Genomic DNA, 17,268 nt, shown 5'->3' with positions numbered 1-17,268 from the left:
GCAGGGGACAAACCTAGTGGCCCATTGAGACCTAGTCCACTGGTCAGACCAGTCGGCGCACCGGAGGAGTAGACGTGAAGCCGTCGTTTTCCACTCGAGCGGTCGCATTCCTCGCGGCCGCCGCGCTGCTGGCCGTGACGGCCTGCTCGGCCGGATCCGGTACGTCGTCCGGCAGCTCACCGGGAGGTGACCAGAACCTGGCGATCGGTCTGGTCGCCGAACCGGCCAGCCTGGACTTCACCACCACGGACGGCGCCGCGATCCCGCAGGTACTGCTCGGGAACGTGTACGAGACGCTGGTCAAGCAGGACGACTCCGGCAAGATCGTGCCGTCGCTGGCGAAGTCGTGGACGGTGTCGCCGGACCGCAAGACCTACACGTTCGACCTGGTCGACAACGCGAAGTTCACCAACGACAAGCAGTTCACCGCGAACGATGCGGTGTTCAGCATCAACCGGGTGAAGACCGCGTGGACGACGTCGCTGAAGGCCGCGATGGACGTGGTCTCCCAGGCCAAGGCCCTCTCGCCGACCCAGCTGCAGGTGACGCTGGCGAAGCCGAGCAACGACTGGCTGTTCCGGATGACCACCCGGATCGGCGCGATGTTCTCGGAGAGCGGTGTCAGCGCGCTCGCGACCGCTCCGGTCGGCTCCGGCCCGTTCAAGTTCTCGAAGTGGAACCGCGGCGACTCGATCGTCATGGTCCGCAACGACAACTACTGGGGCAGCAAGCCGTACTTCCAACAGATCACGCTGAAGTACTTCAAGGACGCGACCGCGCTGAACAACGCGCTGCTCACCGGCACGATCAACGTGATCGGCACGGTGCAGGCGCCGGAGGCCCTCAGCCAGTTCACCAGTAACGACAAGTACCAGGTGATCGAGGGCACCACGAACGGCGAAGTCCTGCTGTCCTTCAACAACTCGCTACCGCTGTTCAAGGACATCCGGACCCGGCAGGGAATCCGGATGGCGATCGACCACAAGGCGTTGCTGGACACCTGCTGGGCCGGTCGCGGCAAGCTGATCGGCAGCATGGTCCCGCCGACCGACCCGTGGTACGAGGACCTGACCGGAGTCGCGCCGTACGACCTCGCCAAGGCGAAGTCGTTGCTGCAGGCCTCCGGTGCGGCCGGCAAGACGCTCCGGCTCCGGCTCCCGACGTTGCCGTACGCAACGTCCTGCGGCCAGGTGGTGAAGAGCCAGCTGGAGCAGGCCGGCCTGAAGGTGGCGATCGACCAGCTCGAGTTCCCGGCGGCGTGGCTGACCACGGTGTTCAAGAACGCCGACTACGACATGTCGATCATCGCGCACGTCGAGCCGCGCGACCTGGGCGCCGTGTTCAACGCGAAGTACTACACCCGGTACGACGACCCGACGCTCCAGGGCTACCTGGCCGCCGCGGACTCCGGTGACGAGGCCGCGCAGGTCGACAACCTGAAGAAGGCGGCGCGTCGGCTGTCCGAGCAGGCCGCGGGGGACTGGCTGTTCCTGCTGCCGAACCTGATGGTCGCCGACAAGAGCGTGAAGGGCCTGCCGACGAACGCGATCACCGAGAACTTCGATCTCTCCAAGCTCGCCCGATGATCCTCCGCCTGATCGAGCGCACCGGCGTGTTCTTGGTCAGTCTTGCGGTGAGCTCGGTGCTGGTCTTCGCGTTCATGGCGGTGCTGCCCGGCGATCCCGCCCGGGTCGCGCTCGGGGTGAACGCCTCCGACGAGGCAGTGGCCGAACTGCGTCGGCAGTTCGGCCTCGACCGTCCGCTGCCGACGCAGTACTTCGACTGGCTGGGCGGGCTGCTGCACGGTGACCTCGGTACGTCGTACGTGTCGAAGGTGGCGATCGGTCCGCAGGTGTTCGACCGGCTGCAGGTCACTCTGTGGCTGGTCGTCGCGGGCATGGTCATCGCCTTGGTGGTCGCCGTGCCGGCCGGGACGGTGATGGCGGCGCGGCACCGCAAGATCTCCGGGTTAGCGCTCTCTGCGTTCTCCCAGGTGGGCGTCGCGGTCCCGGCGTTCCTGGCCGGGATCCTGCTGATCGTGGTGTTCGCGGTGCGGCTCGGTTGGTTGCCGGCCAACGGCTGGACGCCGCCGGCGCAGGATCCGGCGATGTTTCTCAAGCAACTGATCCTGCCGGCGCTGTCGCTCGGGCTGGTCCAGGGCGCCGTCCTCACCCGCTACGTCCGCAGCGCGGTGCTGGAGGTGCTGCGCGAGGACTATCTCCGAACCGCGCGGGCGAAGGGGCTGCGACCGTTCCAGGCGCTGTGGCGACACGGCCTGCGCAATGCCGCCGTACCGGTGCTGACCGTGCTTGGCCTGCAACTGGCCACGCTGTTGATCGGCGCGGTGGTCGTCGAGCGGGTGTTCGTGATCCCGGGCCTCGGGAGCCTGCTGCTCGACGGTGTGTCGAACCGGGACCTGCTGCTCGTCCAGGACGTGGTGATGGTCCTGGTTATCGCCGTACTGCTGGTCAACTTCATCGTCGACCTGCTGTACGTCGCCCTCGACCCGCGACTCAGGACGGCGTCATGAAGAGGCTGAACCCGAGTCTGATCGCCGGCGGCGTGATCGTCGCGGGGATCGTGGTGATGGCGCTGGTCTCGTTCGTGTGGACGCCGTACGACGCGACGCTGGTGAGTCCCGCCTCGCGGTTGCTGGAGCCGTCGTGGTCGCACTGGTTCGGGACCGACAAGTTCGGCCGGGACGTGCTCAGCCAGATCATGGTCGGCTCGCGGACGACGCTGTTCGTCGGCGTCGTCGCGGTCGGCGTTGCCGCGGTCATCGGCGTACCGCTGGGAATCCTGGCGGCGATGGTACGGCGGTGGCCGGGCGAAGTGATCATGCGGGGCAACGACCTGCTGCTCGCGTTCCCGGCGTTGCTGCTGGCGATCATGTTCGGCGCGGTGTTCGGCGCCAGCACGCTGACCGCGATGGTTGCCATCGGCATCGCCTCGGTGCCGAGTTTCGCGCGGGTGATCCGGAGCGGGGCGCTGCAGGTGATGCGGACCGAGTACGTTCTCGCGGCGCGCGCGGCCGGCCGGCAACCGTTTCCGATCGCTCTCCGGCACGTGCTGCCGAACGTGACCAGCCTGATCACGGTTCAGGCCTCGGTGTCCTTCGCGATCGCGGTGCTGGCCGAGGCGGCGTTGTCGTTTCTCGGGTACGGAACGCCGCCGCCGACACCGTCCTGGGGCCGGATGCTGCAGGAGAGCCAGGAGTTCCTGTTCAGCGCGCCGCGACTGGCGATCTTCCCCGGGATCGCGATCGCGATCGCCGTCCTCGGGTTCAACCTGCTCGGCGACGGCCTCCGGGACCGCTTCGATCCGAAACTGGAGGATCGCCGATGAACGACGTTCTGACTGTGCGGGGGTTGTCCGTGACCGTCCGGGAAACGGCGCTCGTGTCCGACGTCGATCTGACGGTCGGTGCGGGAGAGCGGGTCGGGCTGATCGGAGAATCGGGATCAGGCAAGTCACTGACCGCGCTGAGCATTCTCGGCTTGTTGCCTGAGGACGTGCGGGCCGGCGGATCAGTGCGCCTCGACGGTGTCGACCACGAACTGGTCGGTGCGGACGAACGGCGGATGTCCCGCGTCCGTGGCCGCGACATCGCGATGGTCTTCCAGGAACCGATGACCGCGCTCAACCCGACCATGCGGATCGGCGACCAGATCGCCGAGACGATGCTCGTCCACAAGACGCTCTCGAAACCCGCGGCCCGAACCGCGGCGGCCGACCTGCTCGAACGCGTGCAGCTCCCGGCCGAGACGCTTCGCGCCTATCCGCACCAGTTGTCAGGTGGCCAACGGCAACGAGTCGTTCTGGCGCTTGCTCTGGCCAACGATCCGGCCTTGCTGATCTGCGACGAGCCGACCACCGCACTCGATGTCACGGTCCAGGCCCTCGTACTCGATCTGATCGTCCGCGGCGTCGTGGACCGCTCGTCCGCGCTGCTTTTCATCACCCACGACCTCGCCGTCGTCGCCACGGTCTGCGAACGTGTCCTCGTCATGTACGGCGGACGCGTCGTGGAGGCGGGTCCGGTCAACGAGGTGTTCACGCGTCCCCGTCACCGCTACACCGAGGGCCTGCTCGCGGCCTCCGATCTCGAGACCACGTCGCGTCGGTTGACCACGATCCCCGGCAACGTGCCGCCCGCCGGACGGTTCCCGTCAGGCTGCGTCTTCCGGACCCGGTGCGCGCACGCAACCGCTCTCTGCGAAGAGACACCAGCCTGGTCCGGGTCTGAGGCCGAAGGCTTCGCGTGCCACCACCCGGCGGCTCAAGGCAGCCTCGAGGGAGTGGCTGATGCCTGAGCACATCCCGACGGTGCACGATGCCGAGACGCCGACCGCCATCCGGGTGGTCGACCTCGTGCGCGACTACCCGCGACCGCGGACGTCGCTGCTCCAGCCGGCTCCGGTCGTCCACGCACTTCGCGGTGTGAGCCTGGAAGTCAAGCAGGGCGAGCGGTTCGGCATCGTCGGCGAATCCGGCTGCGGCAAGTCGACACTGCTGCGCCTGATCGCCGCTCTCGACCGGGCCACCTCCGGGCATGTGATCGTCGAGGACACCGACATCACCCGTCTCCCGGAACGTCGGCTGCGGTCGCTGCGCGAGAACCTCCAGCTGGTGTTCCAGGATCCGATGAGCTCGCTCGACCCACGGATGCGGGTCCGCGACATCATCGCCGAACCGCTCGTCGTTCAAGGACATCCGGCGTCGGGAGAGCGCGTTCGCGAGTTGCTCGAAGCAGTCGGTCTCTCCGCCGATGCCGGCGACCGGTACCCGCACCAGTTCTCCGGCGGCCAGCGGCAGCGCATCTCCATCGCCCGCGCCCTCGCCCCGCGCCCGCGGATCCTGATCGCGGACGAGCCGGTGAGCGCTCTCGACGTTTCCGTCCGTGCTCAGGTGCTCAACCTGATCTCGGACCTGGTCGACGAACTCAACCTCACGCTCGTGTTCGTCTCGCACGACCTGTCCGTGGTCAAACACGTCTGCGACCGCGTGGCCGTGATGAACGCCGGCCAGATCGTCGAGACGGGCTACACCGGTGACGTGTACGCCGCCCCGCAGCATCCGTACACGCAGCGCCTGGTCTCGGCCATCCCGACGCTTCAGAGAGCGCTCTCTGGTGCGACCACCGCCGACTTACTCGCGAAGGGGGAACCAGCGTGAAGATCCAGCTCGATCGCGGCGGGACGATCACGATGCCGGCCGGCCTGCCGATCGGTGAATCCTGGGTCGAGGCACCGGCCACGGCGCCGGTGATCTTCCCGTACGACGGCTCGACCGTGGCGGACGCGCCGGTCGGGGACGTGGAGCTTGCCCGGGCAGCACTCGAGAACGCGCTCTCCGTGCGAGAAACGGTCGGCCGGCTGCCGTCGTACCTGCGCCGGAACGTCTTGCAGAGCGTGCATTCCGCGGTACTCGCCGAGCGGGACGCGTTCGTGGATCTGCTCGTGCTCGAGACCGGCAAACCGCTGGTCGACTGCCGGGTCGAGATCGATCGGACGCTCCTGACCCTGGAGACCTCGGCCGAGGAGGTCGCCCGGCTGCACGGTGAGACGGTGCCGCTTGACCTGCTGCCGAGCGGTGAGGGGCTGCAGGGTTTCTGGGTGCGCAAACCGATCGGCGTGGTCATCGGGATCACCGGGTTCAACTACCCGTTGCTGCTCGCGGCGCACAAGATCGCGCCGGCGTTCGCGGCCGGTTGCCCGATCATCGTGAAGCCCGCGCCGCAGACGCCGCTCGCCACGCTCTGGCTCGCGCACCTGATGCGATCCGCGCTCGCCGACGCGGGAGCACCAGAGAGCGCTCTCCAGCTGATCACAGGCGGAGCGGACGTGGGCGCCACGCTCACCACCGACGATCGGATCGGCGCCGTCTCCTTCACCGGATCCGCCTCCGTCGGGCATCGCATCGCGCGGGACGCGGCGCCGACGAAGGTGCTGCTCGAGCTGGGGTCCAACTCCGCACTGGTCGTTGCCGCGGACGCCGACCTGGACGCGGCCGCCGACGCGATCGTGCGTGGCGGGTACTACGCGTCCGGACAGGCCTGCATCTCGGTCCAGCGCGTGATCGCTGTCGAGTCCGTGCGGGAAGCGTTGCTGGACAAGCTCGGCGCGCGGATGCCTGGCGTGGTCGTCGGCGATCCGCGTGATCCTGTCACCCGGGTGTCCGCGCTGATCAATCCCGCATCGACTGATCGCGTTCGGCAATGGGTCGGCGATGCGGTCCACGCCGGCGCATCGATCGCGTACGAGGCGCCTGGCGACGTACTCGGGCCGATCGTGCTGACCGACGTACCGGATGGGCTGCAGGCGTGGGACGAGGAGATCTTCGGGCCGGTGATCGCGGTGCGGTCCGTTCCGGACATAGAGAGCGCTCTCCGCGCGGTCAACGAGACCCGGTACGGGCTGCATGCGAGCGTCTTCACGTCCTCGCTCGAGACGGCGTTCGCGGCGATCGATCGGCTCGACGTCGGGGGAGTGGTGATCAACGAGGTCCCCGGGTTCCGGTCCGACGTGATGCCGTACGGCGGCGTGAAGGACTCCGGTACCGGCCGCGAGGGCCCGCGCTTCGCGATCGAGGAACTCACGACGACCCGGATGGCCATCATCCGCCCGCGCCCATGACCAACGGATCCCACTTTGTGGCCCCGCCAACCACTTCGGGCCGTCGAAAACGGTTGGTGTGGGCACAAGGTCGAGACAGGAACATGAGGTGACACGGTGACTGACTACTCGACGTTGTTCCGGCTCGATGGCAAGCACGCGTTGGTGATCGGTGCCGGGAGCGGGATCGGCCGGGAGAGCGCTCTCGCCCTGGCCGCACACGGCGCCCGCGTGACGTGCGCAGACCGAGACCTCACCGCCGCCCGCGAGACCGCCGGTCCGGGGATGGCGGCGTACGGGCTTGATGTGCTTGATGACTCGGCGATCGAGCGGGCTGTGGTTGAGCTGGATCCTGTGGACGTGTTGGTGTTCACCGCGGCCACGAACGTGCGGAAGCGGATCCTCGACTACACCGGTGAGGAGTTCGACCGGGTCGTGTCGCTCAATCTGCGGGCGTCGTTCCAGTTGCTGCGCGCGTTCGGGCGGGGCATGGCGGAGCGGGGGAGCGGCAGCATCATCGGGTTCAGCTCGATCCGCGGCACCACGGTCGAGCCGGGGCAATCGGTGTACGCGGCAACGAAAGCCGGCCTCGTCCAGCTGTTGCGCACCATGGCCGCCGAGCTCGGCCCGTCCGGCGTCCGTGCGAACGCGATCGCCCCGGGCGTCGTCGAGACACCGCTCACCGCGCAGATCAAGGCCGACAAGAGCTGGTACGACGCCTACGCGCAGAAGGGCGCGCTGGGCCGCTGGGCCCAACCGAGCGAGCTCGCCGGCGCGGTCGTCTACCTCGCCTCCGATGCGTCGAGCTTCGTGACCGGGAGCGTTCTCGCGGTCGACGGCGGCTGGACCGCGGTCGACGGCCGCTTCAACCCACCGAACTGATCCGCTACCGAGGGAGTCTGCATGAATCTCGCTGACCTGACGGCAACCGAACTCCTGGCCAAGTACCGCGACGGCTCGGTGTCCCCGGTCGAGGTCATCGAGGACGTGCTGACCCGCGTCGATCAGCTCGAACCGCAGCTGTGCGCGCTCTACGCACCGGACCCGGCGGGTGCGCGGGCCGCGGCGCACGAGTCGGAGCTTCGCTGGCGGGACGGTACGTCGGGCGCACTGGACGGCGTACCGGTGACGGTGAAAGAGAACATCGCGACGCGCGGAACGCCCGTACCGCAAGGAACCGCAGCAACCGCTCTCACCCCGGCGACTGAGGACGCGCCGGCCGCGGCGCGGTTGCGGGCGGCCGGGGCGGTGATCTTCAGCAAGACGACGATGCCCGAGTACGGGATGTTGTCGTCCGGCGTCTCGACCTTTCACCGGTTGACCCGCAATCCGTGGGACGTGACGAAGACAGCCGGCGGTTCGAGCGCGGGCGCGGCGGCCGCGGCGGCCGCCGGGTACGGGCCGATCCACGTCGGCACGGACATCGGCGGGTCGATCCGCTTGCCGGCCGGGTGGTGCGGTCTGGTCGGGCTGAAGCCGACGCACGGGCGGATCGCGGTCGGCAACCCGTACGCCGGGCGCGCGATCGGGCCCCTGACCCGTACGGCGCCGGATGCGGCGCTCGCGCTGCAGGTGATGTCCGGGTACGACCCGCGCGACCACACCTCGATCCCTTTGGCGTCCGACGTCTTCGAGGTCGACGTCGAGGGTCTGCGCGTTGCGTTGCTGCTCGATGCGGGCGTCGGGCTGCCGGTCGATCCCGAGGTCACCGCGGCGGTTTCGTCCGCGGCCGCCGTACTAGAGAAGGCAGGCGCGATCGTCGACCCGATCACGCCGATCATCACCCGCGACATGCTCGACGGCCTGGACCGCTTCTGGCGGATCCGCTCCGCCACGGACATCGCCGCGTTGCCCGAGGAACGCCGCGCGAAGGTGCTTCCGCAGATCCGCGAGTGGGTCTCGACGGCGTCGGATCTCACCGCTTCGGATGTCTTCGACGGGTACAGCCAGATGGGCGCGATGGCGGCCGCGGTCGGCCGGGTGTTCACGACGTACGACGTGATCCTGTCGCCGGTCGCCCCGATCACGGCGTTCCCGGCGGAGCTCGCGTATCCGACGGACGATCCCGGGAAGCCGTTCGAGCACATCGCGTTCACGGTCCCGTACAACATGTCCCAGCACCCCGCGACCACGGTCAACGCCGGCTGGTCGACGTCCGGGTTGCCGATCGGGGCGCAACTCGCCGTACCGCATCACCAGGACCTGCGCGCGCTGGCCCTCGCCGACTACCTCGACACCCATCGCGCCGACACCCGCCCCTGGCCGACCCTCTGATCGGGCCGTCAGGAGGCGTGGACAGTCGGCGTACTGCGGAGCGAGACTGGCCGATGAGGTGACGACTTGGCCCGATGAACGGCTCCGGAGGTACGACGCCCCGCGCTGACGAGCTGCAGCGCGGCCTCGTCTCGCACTGCTACCGGATGCTCGGATCCATCACCGACGCCGTCAAGATCGCTGCTGTCAGCGCGGGATACGAGGACGCCACCCGTGCCTGTCTGCAGCAGGTCGGCAGCCGTCCGCTGCCGTCGGATCTCGCCGCACCGAGCGCTGATCCTGAGGGAGCGCTCTCCGAGCGTTCCGAGATTCTCTGGCTGGAACCCATTCCAGCGGACCTGATGGACGACCATCCGATCGATCTCGGCCTGATCGCCGCGCTGCAACGCCTCCCACCCCTCGAGCGTGCCGTGACCGTCCTGCACCTCGAGGGCCGGCCGAGCATCGCCGACCTGCTGAGCGACATCTCTCCAGCAGCGATGAACGCGGGCCCGCTCATCGCGCCCGACGAAGTCCTCCTGGCCCGGTACCGCGCGGCGTTCGAGCAGTACGACGTACCCGCGATCGTCACGCTCTTCACCGACGACGCGATCTGGGAGATGCCGCCGTTCACGTCCTGGTTCCGCGGCGCCCGCGACATCGGCCGCCTGATCAGCACCCACTGCCCGGCCGAACGCCCCGGCGACCAGTACCTCCTCCCGCTGACCGCCAACGGCCACCCTGCCTTCGCCGTCTACATGCGAGACCCGAAGGACGACATCCACCGAGCCTTCCAGATCCAGGTCCTCACCCTCACTGCCGCCGCAGTCGTCCACGCAGTCGCGTTCTTCGACCTGTCCCTCTTCCAGACCTTCCACCTGCCCGACCTCCTGACAGGCCTCCCACCCAACCCCTACGACGGCACCCCAAAACCCCACGTAGAACGCCTCCACAGACCCCACGGCTGAGAGACGAGAATTGGTCTGCGTTTTCGCACGATGATTGGGCGTGGATCCCGGCCGATTCGCTCCTAGATTGAGGGGCACGTAATCGGGCAAAGAGGACTGGACTGATACATGGAATACCGGAATCTCGGCAGGACGGGTCTCAAGGTCAGTGAGGTGTGCCTGGGGGCGATGCACTTCGGTGGACCTACCGATGAGCAGACCAGCGTCCGGATCCTCGACGAGTTCGCCGAGGCCGGCGGTACGTTCATCGACACGGCAGACGTGTACAACGCGGGTGAGTCGGAGGCCGTCCTCGGCCGCTGGCTCAAGGGCCGGGACCGCGACGCATTCGTGGTCGCCACCAAGGTGTACGGCGCGATGGGCGATGGGCCCAACGACGACGGTCTGAGTCGTAAGCACATCCTTGCCGCTGTCGAAGCGAGCCTGCGCCGCCTCGGCACCGACTACATCGACCTGTACTACACGCACGTCTGGGACACGGCGACGCCGATCGAGGAGACCCTCGCGACGCTCGACACGCTGGTCACGTCCGGCAAGGTCCGGTACCTCGGAGCGAGCAACGTCACCGGCTGGCAGCTGCAGAAGGCCGTCGACCTCGCCGGATCGAACGGCTACAGCCGCTACAGCGCCCTGCAGCCGCTGTACAACCTGCTCGACCGTGAGGCTGAGTGGGAGTTGCTGGCAATCTGCCGCAACGAGGGCCTCGGCGTGATGCCGTGGAGTCCGCTGCGCGCGGGATGGCTCGCGGGCCGGTTCCATCGCGGCATGGAGGCGCCGCCGGAGGACACTCGGGTGGCCGCCGCGGCCGAGCGTGGACTGCTGGAAGCGTGGGACTACTACAACAACGAGCGGACCTGGAACGTCCTCGACGCGTTGCAGGACATCGCGGCCGAGAGCGGCAAGAGTGTCCCGCAGGTCGCCCTGCGGTGGCTGATCCAGACCGATCCCGTCACGGCTCCGATCATCGGACCGCGCACCCTCGAGCACTACGACGACAACATCGGTGCCGCAGGCTGGTCCCTCACCGACGACCAACTCACCCGCCTCACCACGGTCAGCGAGAAGCCGGCCGTCTACCCCTACGATCTCCTGCGCAACTTCAAGCGGTGAGACCGGCGGCACCGCGTCATGACTAGGATCTGTGGTCATGGCGAAGCAGTCCACGCGCGCGGCTTGGACTGTGGTGCTGACGTTGGACGGCGACGGGAAGCTCCACCGGCAGGTCGAGCGCGCGTTGCGGGAGGCAATCAGATCGGGGCGCGTCTCGACCGGCACCGTGCTGCCGCCGAGCCGCGAGCTGGCAGCGCAGCTCGATTGCTCGCGGTGGGCTGTCACGCAGGCCTACAGCCAGCTCGTGACGGAGGGGTATCTGGCGACCCGGGTGGGCTCCGGGACCTGGGTCAGCTGGTCGGGCCCGACGCAGCGGACTGCCCGGCGTACGGCTGCCGCCAGCGTCGCGACGTACCGGTTCGATCTGGCTCCCGGCGCCCCCGACTTGCGCGCGTTCCCACGCACGCGGTGGGCCGAGGCGGCGCGGGCGGCCGCACGAACGGTACCGACTGCTGACCTCGGGTATCCGGACGAGCAGGGGTACCTCCCGTTGCGCGAGCAGATGTCCGACTACCTTCAGCGGAGCCGAGGAGCGATCGCGTCCGCCGCGGACGTGGTGATCCGCAGCGGAGTCAGCGCGAGCGTCGCCCAGCTCTGCGCCGGCCTGCGCGCGATGGGGATCGACCGCATCGCGGTCGAGGATCCCGGCTGGACGCGGCTGCGTGCCGTCATCGAGTCGACGGGACTGCGGCTGGAGCCGGTGCCGGTCGACGACCACGGTCTCCAGGTCGAGCGGCTCTCGAGGCGGGACGATCTGCGGGCCGTGGTGGTCACGGCGGCGCATCAGTTTCCCACCGGCGTTGTGCTGGCGCCGCATCGACGGTTGGGGCTGATCGACTGGGCGCGCCGGACCAACGGCGTGATCCTCGAAGACGACTACGACGCCGAGTTCCGGTACGACCGAAGCCCGGTCGGCACGTTGCAGGGCATGGCTCCGGAACACGTCGTACTCCTCGGCTCGCTGAGCAAGACGCTGAGCCCGGCGATCGGGATCGGCTGGTTCGTGGCGCAAGGCCAGTGGCGCAGGCTGCTGGAGGGGCCGGCTGTTCTGGGTCCGTCGACCATCAACCAGGCGACGTTCGCGGAACTGGTGGCAGTTGGTGCGTACGACAGGCACCTACGGGCAATGCAGCGTCGCTACAAACGCCGTCGCGACTGCGTCCTCACTGCACTCCAACACGAACTGCCAACCTGGACGATCGGCGGCGCTGCGGCCGGTCTTCACCTGACGCTGACACATCCGAGCAACCCCGACACAAGCCTTCTCACAACAGCCGCAGGAGACCTCGGAACCCGAATCGTCCCCCTCCGGGACTACCGAATCCACACCACCGAAACTCAAGACGGCATCGTCCTCGGCTACGGCAACATCGCCGACAACGACGTAGGGCCAGCCATCCGATCCCTGGCGAAGGCCTTCGCTAACTCACGGCGTCGAGCCGCGCAACCGCGGTCTTGAGGAACTGAACGAACGCGGCGTCGGTCGGGAAGGTGTCGCTGTCCGCGGTGAGTTTGAGCAGCGTGCCGCCTCGTGCGACGTAGGCGGCGTAGCCGGCGGACTTCGCGTCTCCGCTCCGCGTGACGATGCCGTCCTTCAGGCCGGGAACGGGAAGCTGACGCGCGGAGATCTGGTACGTCTCGCCGTCGACCGTTCCTGTGATGGTGGCGCAACGAGTGACGTTCGCGGCGATGCGCTGAACGACTGGCGGCCGCGGCGTCGGCCAGGAGTAGATGAACTCGGTGACGGATATCGAGTTGTCGCCCACGCGGAGGTAGTACTGACCGCGGATGGCTGTCGCTGGTACGCCGAGGTCCCGCATCGGATCCCGCACCATCCAGCAGTCCTCCGGGTCGTACGTGACCGGATTCGTCAGCGTCGGAGTCGGATCGGGCGCGACCCCGCCTTCCCAGCCCTTCGGCAGGTCGGCGACGGTCAGCGCAGCCTTGGATGCCTGCGCCACCGGAAGCGGGACGACCGTCGGTTGGCTGGGAGTGGGGGTGGCGTTGTCGGTGTGTGAGTTGCAGGCGGTCAGCAGAAACACAGCGACGACTGCCAGCCCGCGTTTCACCTAGTACTCGCCGTAGATCTGGACCTTGGTGCCGATCGGGGTGTCGGTGAAGATCTGGTGGATGTTCGCGGAGTTCGCCTGGCCCTCCTGCTTTGCCGTCGTGAAGGGGGTTGCTTGCGGCGTGCTCGCTTGCGGTGAGACATCTTGTTTCTAACAGGTTATGGCCGCATCAGGTGCGGCTTCAGAACAGACCAGGACCGGTTTCGAGATCGCCGTGATCGGTGGAGAGATGACTGCTGCTCCGTGCCTGCTCCGTGAGCCGTGCAGCTAGACGTGTGAGCCGACGATCGACCGCCTGAGGTGCGGGCCATCGACTGGTCCGTCGGCGTGTGCACCCTCCAGCAAACTGTTGCGAACAACGACGACAACGGCCGCTTTCAGTCTGGCTGATGCAGTCTTCGGCTCATGTGAAATGCCTCCTCGATGAACGGCGCGACCAAGACATTCTGGTGCTCTGCTCAAGCGTGCTGAAGTCTTGGGCCGGTGCCAGGATGTCATCGCCGATCCATAGGGCGACGCCGGCCTCAACGCCGCACATTTCACGAAGCAACGTAACGACATGCTTATGACCGAAAGCCGTCATGTGGTTGGGATCAGGTTCGCTCATCGCCGCCAGCCTGGTGGCTCAGCTGTGCTGTCGCGAGAGGTTCGTGCCACGAAGCATCGCGTGTGCGCTTGCGGGGAGTCAGCGCACCAGGGGGAGGAAAATCGTGTCGACGATCTCCTCAAGGACGTGTTCGGGCACCGGGGCGAACGTCGACAGGATCTCGTGGCGCAGCAGGACGAAGGGGAGAGTCTTGATGCGATCGGTAAGGCGCTCCGACCTGATCTCGCCGCGGCTTGCGGAACGCTCGAAGAGCATGTCGAGTGCTGCCGTGCGGCCCGTCGCGATGGGATCGAACAGGCTGCTGGGGCTTCTTCCTGTATCCCGGTGGTAGCTGGCCAGGTGCGCGTACATCACGGTGACCAACTGGACGTGGGAGGTGGCGATTTCCCGCATGAGGGTGAGGAGGTCTTCCCGCAGGCTTCCCGTGTCGGGAACGGCGGGACGGGACTCCTTGAGGATGTGGACGATGGTGGCCCGGATGAGTTCGTCGCGATCGGACCAGCGGCGGTAGAGCACGGGCGGGCTGGTGCCCGCGCGCTTGACGACAGCGTCCATGGTGAATCTGGCGTAGCCGTTGTCTGTGAGTTCGTCCCAGGCCGCATCGAGAAGTGCCTTCTCCAGTTCGGCCCCGCGGCGTCGCTGAGCCATCGTCCACCCCTCCAGATTAGATAGACTTGTCTTTCTTACTGTACCGGCATACCTTGAGAAGAGTAAGGAAGACCATTCTATCTTAAGGTGTCGATCGTGAGCACTTCCCGTGAGACCGCGCCCGTCTCCGCTGATCCCGGCCGGGTAGACCCCGCCGTGTTGCGCATGGCGATCACCCTGATCGTGGGTGCTCTCGGTGTCGTCTTCGACACCACGATCATCAGCGTCGCCCTGAACGATCTGTCCAAGGACCTCGACGCCCCGCTGTCGACCATCCAATGGATCAGTACCGGCTACATGCTGGCCGTCTTCATCACCATCCCGCTCGCCGGATGGGTCCAGTCACGGCTCGGCGGCCGTCGCCTGTGGGTCGTCGCTCTGGGTGGCTTTCTGGTCGGCTCGCTGCTGAGCGCGCTGGCCTGGAACGCCACCAGCCTGATCGCGTTCCGCCTCGTCCAGGGCCTCGCCGGCGGGATCATGCTGCCGCTGATGTACACCCTGCTCATGCAGGCCGCCAAGGGCCGCAACATCGGCAAGGTCATGGCCATCATCACCGTGCCCACGGCACTCGGCCCGATCCTCGGTCCTGTACTCGGCGGCCTCACCCTCTCTCTGGCCAACTGGCGTTGGCTGTTCTTCATCAACATTCCCTTCTGCTTGGTCGGCATGTGGCTCGCCTGGCGCAACCTGCCTGACGACCGACCCACACCCGGCCAGCCCCGCGTCAGCCTGGACACCGTCGGCCTGCTCCTGCTCTGCCCGGGTTCCGCGGTCCTGCTCTACGGCCTCTCCCAGGTCGATGGCAGTACAGGCTTCGCCAGTGCCCAGGTCCTCATTCCGCTGCTCGCCGGGCTCGCCCTGGTCGGTGGCTTCACCGCCTGGGCACTCACCCGGGTGACCGTCCCGTTGGTCGATGTGCGTATGTTCCGGCACCGTTCGGTGGCCTCATCGTCGACCCTGCTCTTTCTCGGCGGGATCTCCCTGTTCGGGTCGATGATGCTGCTGCCCCTGTACTTCCAGCAGGTCCGCGGCGCGACCCCACTCGGCGCCGGACTGCTGCTCATCCCTCAAGGAGTCGGCGCCCTCGTCGCCCGCGGCCTGGCAGGCAAGTACATGGACCGGGTCGGCCCCCGCGCAGTGGCCCTTGTGGCCTTCGCCTTCGTCGCCGTATCCACCGTGCCGTTTGCCTTCGTCACCGCCGACACCAGCGAAATCCTGCTCATGGCCGCACTGTTGGTCCGCGGCATCGCCCTGGGCGCTGCCATGATCGCGCCGATGGGTGCCGCCTTTCTCGGGCTGGAGCACGAGGAAATCCCTGACGCCAGCATGATTACCCGTGTCACTCAGCAGTTCGGCGGTGCAGTAGGCGTCGCAGTCCTTCTCGTCGTCCTCCAACGGAACATCAGCGATGCCCACACACCCGACGCGCTCGCAAGCGGCTTCGATCACGCGTTCTGGTGGTCCGTGGCCCTCACCGCCGCCGCTGTTCCGCTCTGCCTGCTCCTGCCCAGTCTCCCGGAGTCGACGGTCCCCGGCGACACCAGGACACAACACAGCAGCAAGAACATGGGCTCGACCACAAAGTGAGCGCGGCCGTGGCATCGCACCCGACAAGACGACGGGACGCTCGTCCGAGAACGAACGCCGCGTCATCCGCTGATGATGATCGATACCGTCCATAATGCATCACGTGTACGACGGGTTCTCGACGTCGATCGGACGCTCACGCGTCCTGGAGAGGTCGCACCTCTACTCGTCGGTTGCAGGCTTTCGACCCTTCGGCAGCGAGCGTGTGCGCCGCGCCGAGGTCTGGCGCCTCGATGATCCAGAAGCCGCCGAGGTACTCCTTCGACTCCAGGAAAGGCCTGTCGGTGAACACCGCCGTCGCGCGCCCGGGTTGTCGATGACGGCGGCGGTGCTGGGGTGCAGCCAGGCCGCCGGCGAACACCCAGTGGCCTTCTGCTTCAAGACGGCTATTGAACGCGTCAGGGCCAGCCACCTCGCCCGGGGTGGCGAAGGCAGATCATCCACTGTCAGGGGCGGATGCGGACGGAAGAGTAGCGGCTTGGGGGGATGCCGAAGCTGGCGGCGAAGACTCGCGAGAAGTAGAGGGCGTCGGGATACCCGACGGCGCGGGCTACTTCGCCGACGCGGAGGCCGGTGGTGGAGAGGAGGACCGAGGCGCGCTCCATCCGAAGGTCCTTCGACCACGACACGATCGACGATCCGGTCCACCGTACGAAGAGCCGTTCTGCGGTCGACGGGCTGCAGTTGCCGGCTCGGGCGACCTCGGCCACGGTGAACCGGCGATCCAGGTTCTGTTCCACGAACGCACGCATCTGCTCGAAGGCGAGGGGCGGCCGCGGACCGTTGTCCGATGCCGCCGTGGAAGCCCGGGTCAGTTCCTCCAGCAGCAGCCGGCCCATCGCCCGCAGGGACACGTCCGAGGTGAGACCTCGATCGAAGCGATCGATCGCGTACCCGCCGAGAGTGACGAGTTGACGTGCGTCCGCGTGGGCCAGCGGAATCTCGATCACCTCACCAGGCTCGCCTTGCCGGTAGTCGGCGTCGAGCAGCGGATCACCACGCTGCCACGGCACCTGCGGCTCGACCTCCACCTGCGCGGCATGCCAGGGAACCAGGTGCACGGTTCCCACCCGGAACGGATCACGCTGATCGGCTTCCCACCGCACGTCGTGCCGCCAGGGTAGGCACATGACGGACGCCTTGGTCAGCTCCAGGGTGAGTGGCCCGGTGCGAACCGTCCCCCGGCCGGACATCACCCAGACGATGCAGATACTCCCGACGAGGTCGTTCCGCAGTCGCTCACCTGCCCGGAACGCGTAGGGGTTGGCGCCGATCAGCGCGGGGCCACCGCGGCGACCTGCGGCGCCGGGAGCTGACTCGGCGAGCACTTCGTCCACGGCCCGAGAGTAGCCCGCTACTGACCGGATACTCCATGTTTTGATCACGGCTCCGCTGTCGTCCGACGGTTCCGC

At 67.5% G+C, this 17,268-nt stretch carries 17 protein-coding genes; 12 read left to right on the top strand and 5 right to left on the bottom strand.

The window, feature by feature from the left end:
• Positions 1-74 precede the first annotated feature (74 nt).
• From E0H45_RS22810 to pdxR, 11 genes are all read left to right on the top strand, one after another.
• Positions 75-1,586 carry an ABC transporter substrate-binding protein gene (locus tag E0H45_RS22810; RefSeq protein ID WP_131340348.1) on the top strand — a complete coding sequence of 504 codons (1,512 nt, stop codon included), beginning with the start codon at positions 75-77 and terminating at the stop codon, positions 1,584-1,586.
• Positions 1,583-2,530, top strand: a complete 948-nt coding sequence (locus E0H45_RS22805) for an ABC transporter permease (protein ID WP_131340346.1) — start codon at positions 1,583-1,585, stop codon at positions 2,528-2,530. Before E0H45_RS22810 ends, E0H45_RS22805 begins: the two co-directional genes overlap by 4 nt.
• Positions 2,527-3,345, top strand: a complete 819-nt coding sequence (locus tag E0H45_RS22800; protein WP_131340344.1) for an ABC transporter permease — start codon at positions 2,527-2,529, stop codon at positions 3,343-3,345. The genes E0H45_RS22805 and E0H45_RS22800 overlap by 4 nt, the downstream gene beginning before the upstream one ends.
• Positions 3,342-4,313, top strand: coding sequence for an ABC transporter ATP-binding protein (locus E0H45_RS22795; protein ID WP_131340342.1), 972 nt, complete (start codon positions 3,342-3,344; stop codon positions 4,311-4,313). Before E0H45_RS22800 ends, E0H45_RS22795 begins: the two co-directional genes overlap by 4 nt.
• Positions 4,306-5,175, top strand: a complete 870-nt coding sequence (locus E0H45_RS22790; RefSeq protein ID WP_131340340.1) for an ATP-binding cassette domain-containing protein — start codon at positions 4,306-4,308, stop codon at positions 5,173-5,175. The genes E0H45_RS22795 and E0H45_RS22790 overlap by 8 nt, the downstream gene beginning before the upstream one ends.
• Positions 5,172-6,635, top strand: coding sequence for an aldehyde dehydrogenase family protein (locus E0H45_RS22785; protein WP_238155160.1), 1,464 nt, complete (start codon positions 5,172-5,174; stop codon positions 6,633-6,635). Before E0H45_RS22790 ends, E0H45_RS22785 begins: the two co-directional genes overlap by 4 nt.
• Positions 6,636-6,731: 96 nt before the next feature.
• Positions 6,732-7,496, top strand: coding sequence for an SDR family NAD(P)-dependent oxidoreductase (locus E0H45_RS22780; protein WP_131340338.1), 765 nt, complete (start codon positions 6,732-6,734; stop codon positions 7,494-7,496).
• A gap of 21 nt (positions 7,497-7,517) precedes the next feature.
• A complete protein-coding gene (locus E0H45_RS22775) occupies positions 7,518-8,888 on the top strand; it encodes an amidase (RefSeq protein WP_131340336.1) in 1,371 nt (456 codons plus the stop codon).
• Between the two features lie 74 nt (positions 8,889-8,962).
• The gene (locus E0H45_RS22770) at positions 8,963-9,835 is read left to right on the top strand and encodes a sigma-70 family RNA polymerase sigma factor family protein (protein ID WP_131340334.1); all 873 of its coding nucleotides are present in this window, start codon (positions 8,963-8,965) and stop codon (positions 9,833-9,835) included.
• Between the two features lie 108 nt (positions 9,836-9,943).
• Positions 9,944-10,945, top strand: a complete 1,002-nt coding sequence (locus E0H45_RS22765; RefSeq protein WP_131340332.1) for an aldo/keto reductase — start codon at positions 9,944-9,946, stop codon at positions 10,943-10,945.
• A 37-nt stretch (positions 10,946-10,982) separates the two neighbouring features.
• Positions 10,983-12,404, top strand: a complete 1,422-nt coding sequence (gene pdxR / locus E0H45_RS22760) for a MocR-like pyridoxine biosynthesis transcription factor PdxR (protein ID WP_131340330.1) — start codon at positions 10,983-10,985, stop codon at positions 12,402-12,404.
• On the opposite strand, the gene E0H45_RS22755 is transcribed toward pdxR, so the two are convergent.
• The 3 genes from E0H45_RS22755 to E0H45_RS22745 form a co-directional block, all read right to left on the bottom strand.
• Positions 12,367-13,014 (bottom strand): YajG family lipoprotein, encoded by a 648-nt coding sequence (locus tag E0H45_RS22755; protein WP_131340328.1) that lies wholly within the window; start codon positions 13,012-13,014, stop codon positions 12,367-12,369. The genes pdxR and E0H45_RS22755 overlap by 38 nt on opposite strands.
• 403 nt (positions 13,015-13,417) lie before the next feature.
• Positions 13,418-13,621: a hypothetical protein gene (locus E0H45_RS22750; RefSeq protein WP_131340326.1), complete on the bottom strand. Its 204-nt coding sequence runs from the start codon at positions 13,619-13,621 to the stop codon at positions 13,418-13,420.
• 78 nt (positions 13,622-13,699) lie between these two features.
• Entirely contained in the window at positions 13,700-14,269 is a 570-nt protein-coding gene (locus tag E0H45_RS22745; protein ID WP_131340324.1) for a TetR/AcrR family transcriptional regulator, read from the bottom strand.
• A 96-nt stretch (positions 14,270-14,365) separates the two neighbouring features.
• On the opposite strand from E0H45_RS22745, the gene E0H45_RS22740 reads away from it, so the two are divergent.
• Positions 14,366-15,856 carry an MDR family MFS transporter gene (locus tag E0H45_RS22740; protein WP_238155159.1) on the top strand — a complete coding sequence of 497 codons (1,491 nt, stop codon included), beginning with the start codon at positions 14,366-14,368 and terminating at the stop codon, positions 15,854-15,856.
• A gap of 136 nt (positions 15,857-15,992) precedes the next feature.
• Here E0H45_RS22740 and E0H45_RS22735 read toward each other — a convergent pair whose 3' ends face one another.
• Both E0H45_RS22735 and E0H45_RS22730 read right to left on the bottom strand, forming a co-directional pair.
• Positions 15,993-16,268 carry a YciI family protein gene (locus E0H45_RS22735; RefSeq protein ID WP_131340322.1) on the bottom strand — a complete coding sequence of 92 codons (276 nt, stop codon included), beginning with the start codon at positions 16,266-16,268 and terminating at the stop codon, positions 15,993-15,995.
• Positions 16,269-16,302: 34 nt separating this feature from the next.
• Entirely contained in the window at positions 16,303-17,193 is an 891-nt protein-coding gene (locus E0H45_RS22730) for a helix-turn-helix domain-containing protein (protein ID WP_131340320.1), read from the bottom strand.
• Between the last annotated feature and the right edge of the window lie 75 nt (positions 17,194-17,268).

The sequence above is a fragment of the Kribbella soli genome (assembly GCF_004331345.1).
Classification (GTDB): Bacteria; Actinomycetota; Actinomycetes; order Propionibacteriales; family Kribbellaceae; genus Kribbella; species Kribbella soli.
The sequence above is the reverse complement of the archived record's forward strand: the minus strand, read 5'-3'. Positions and strand labels throughout refer to the sequence as shown.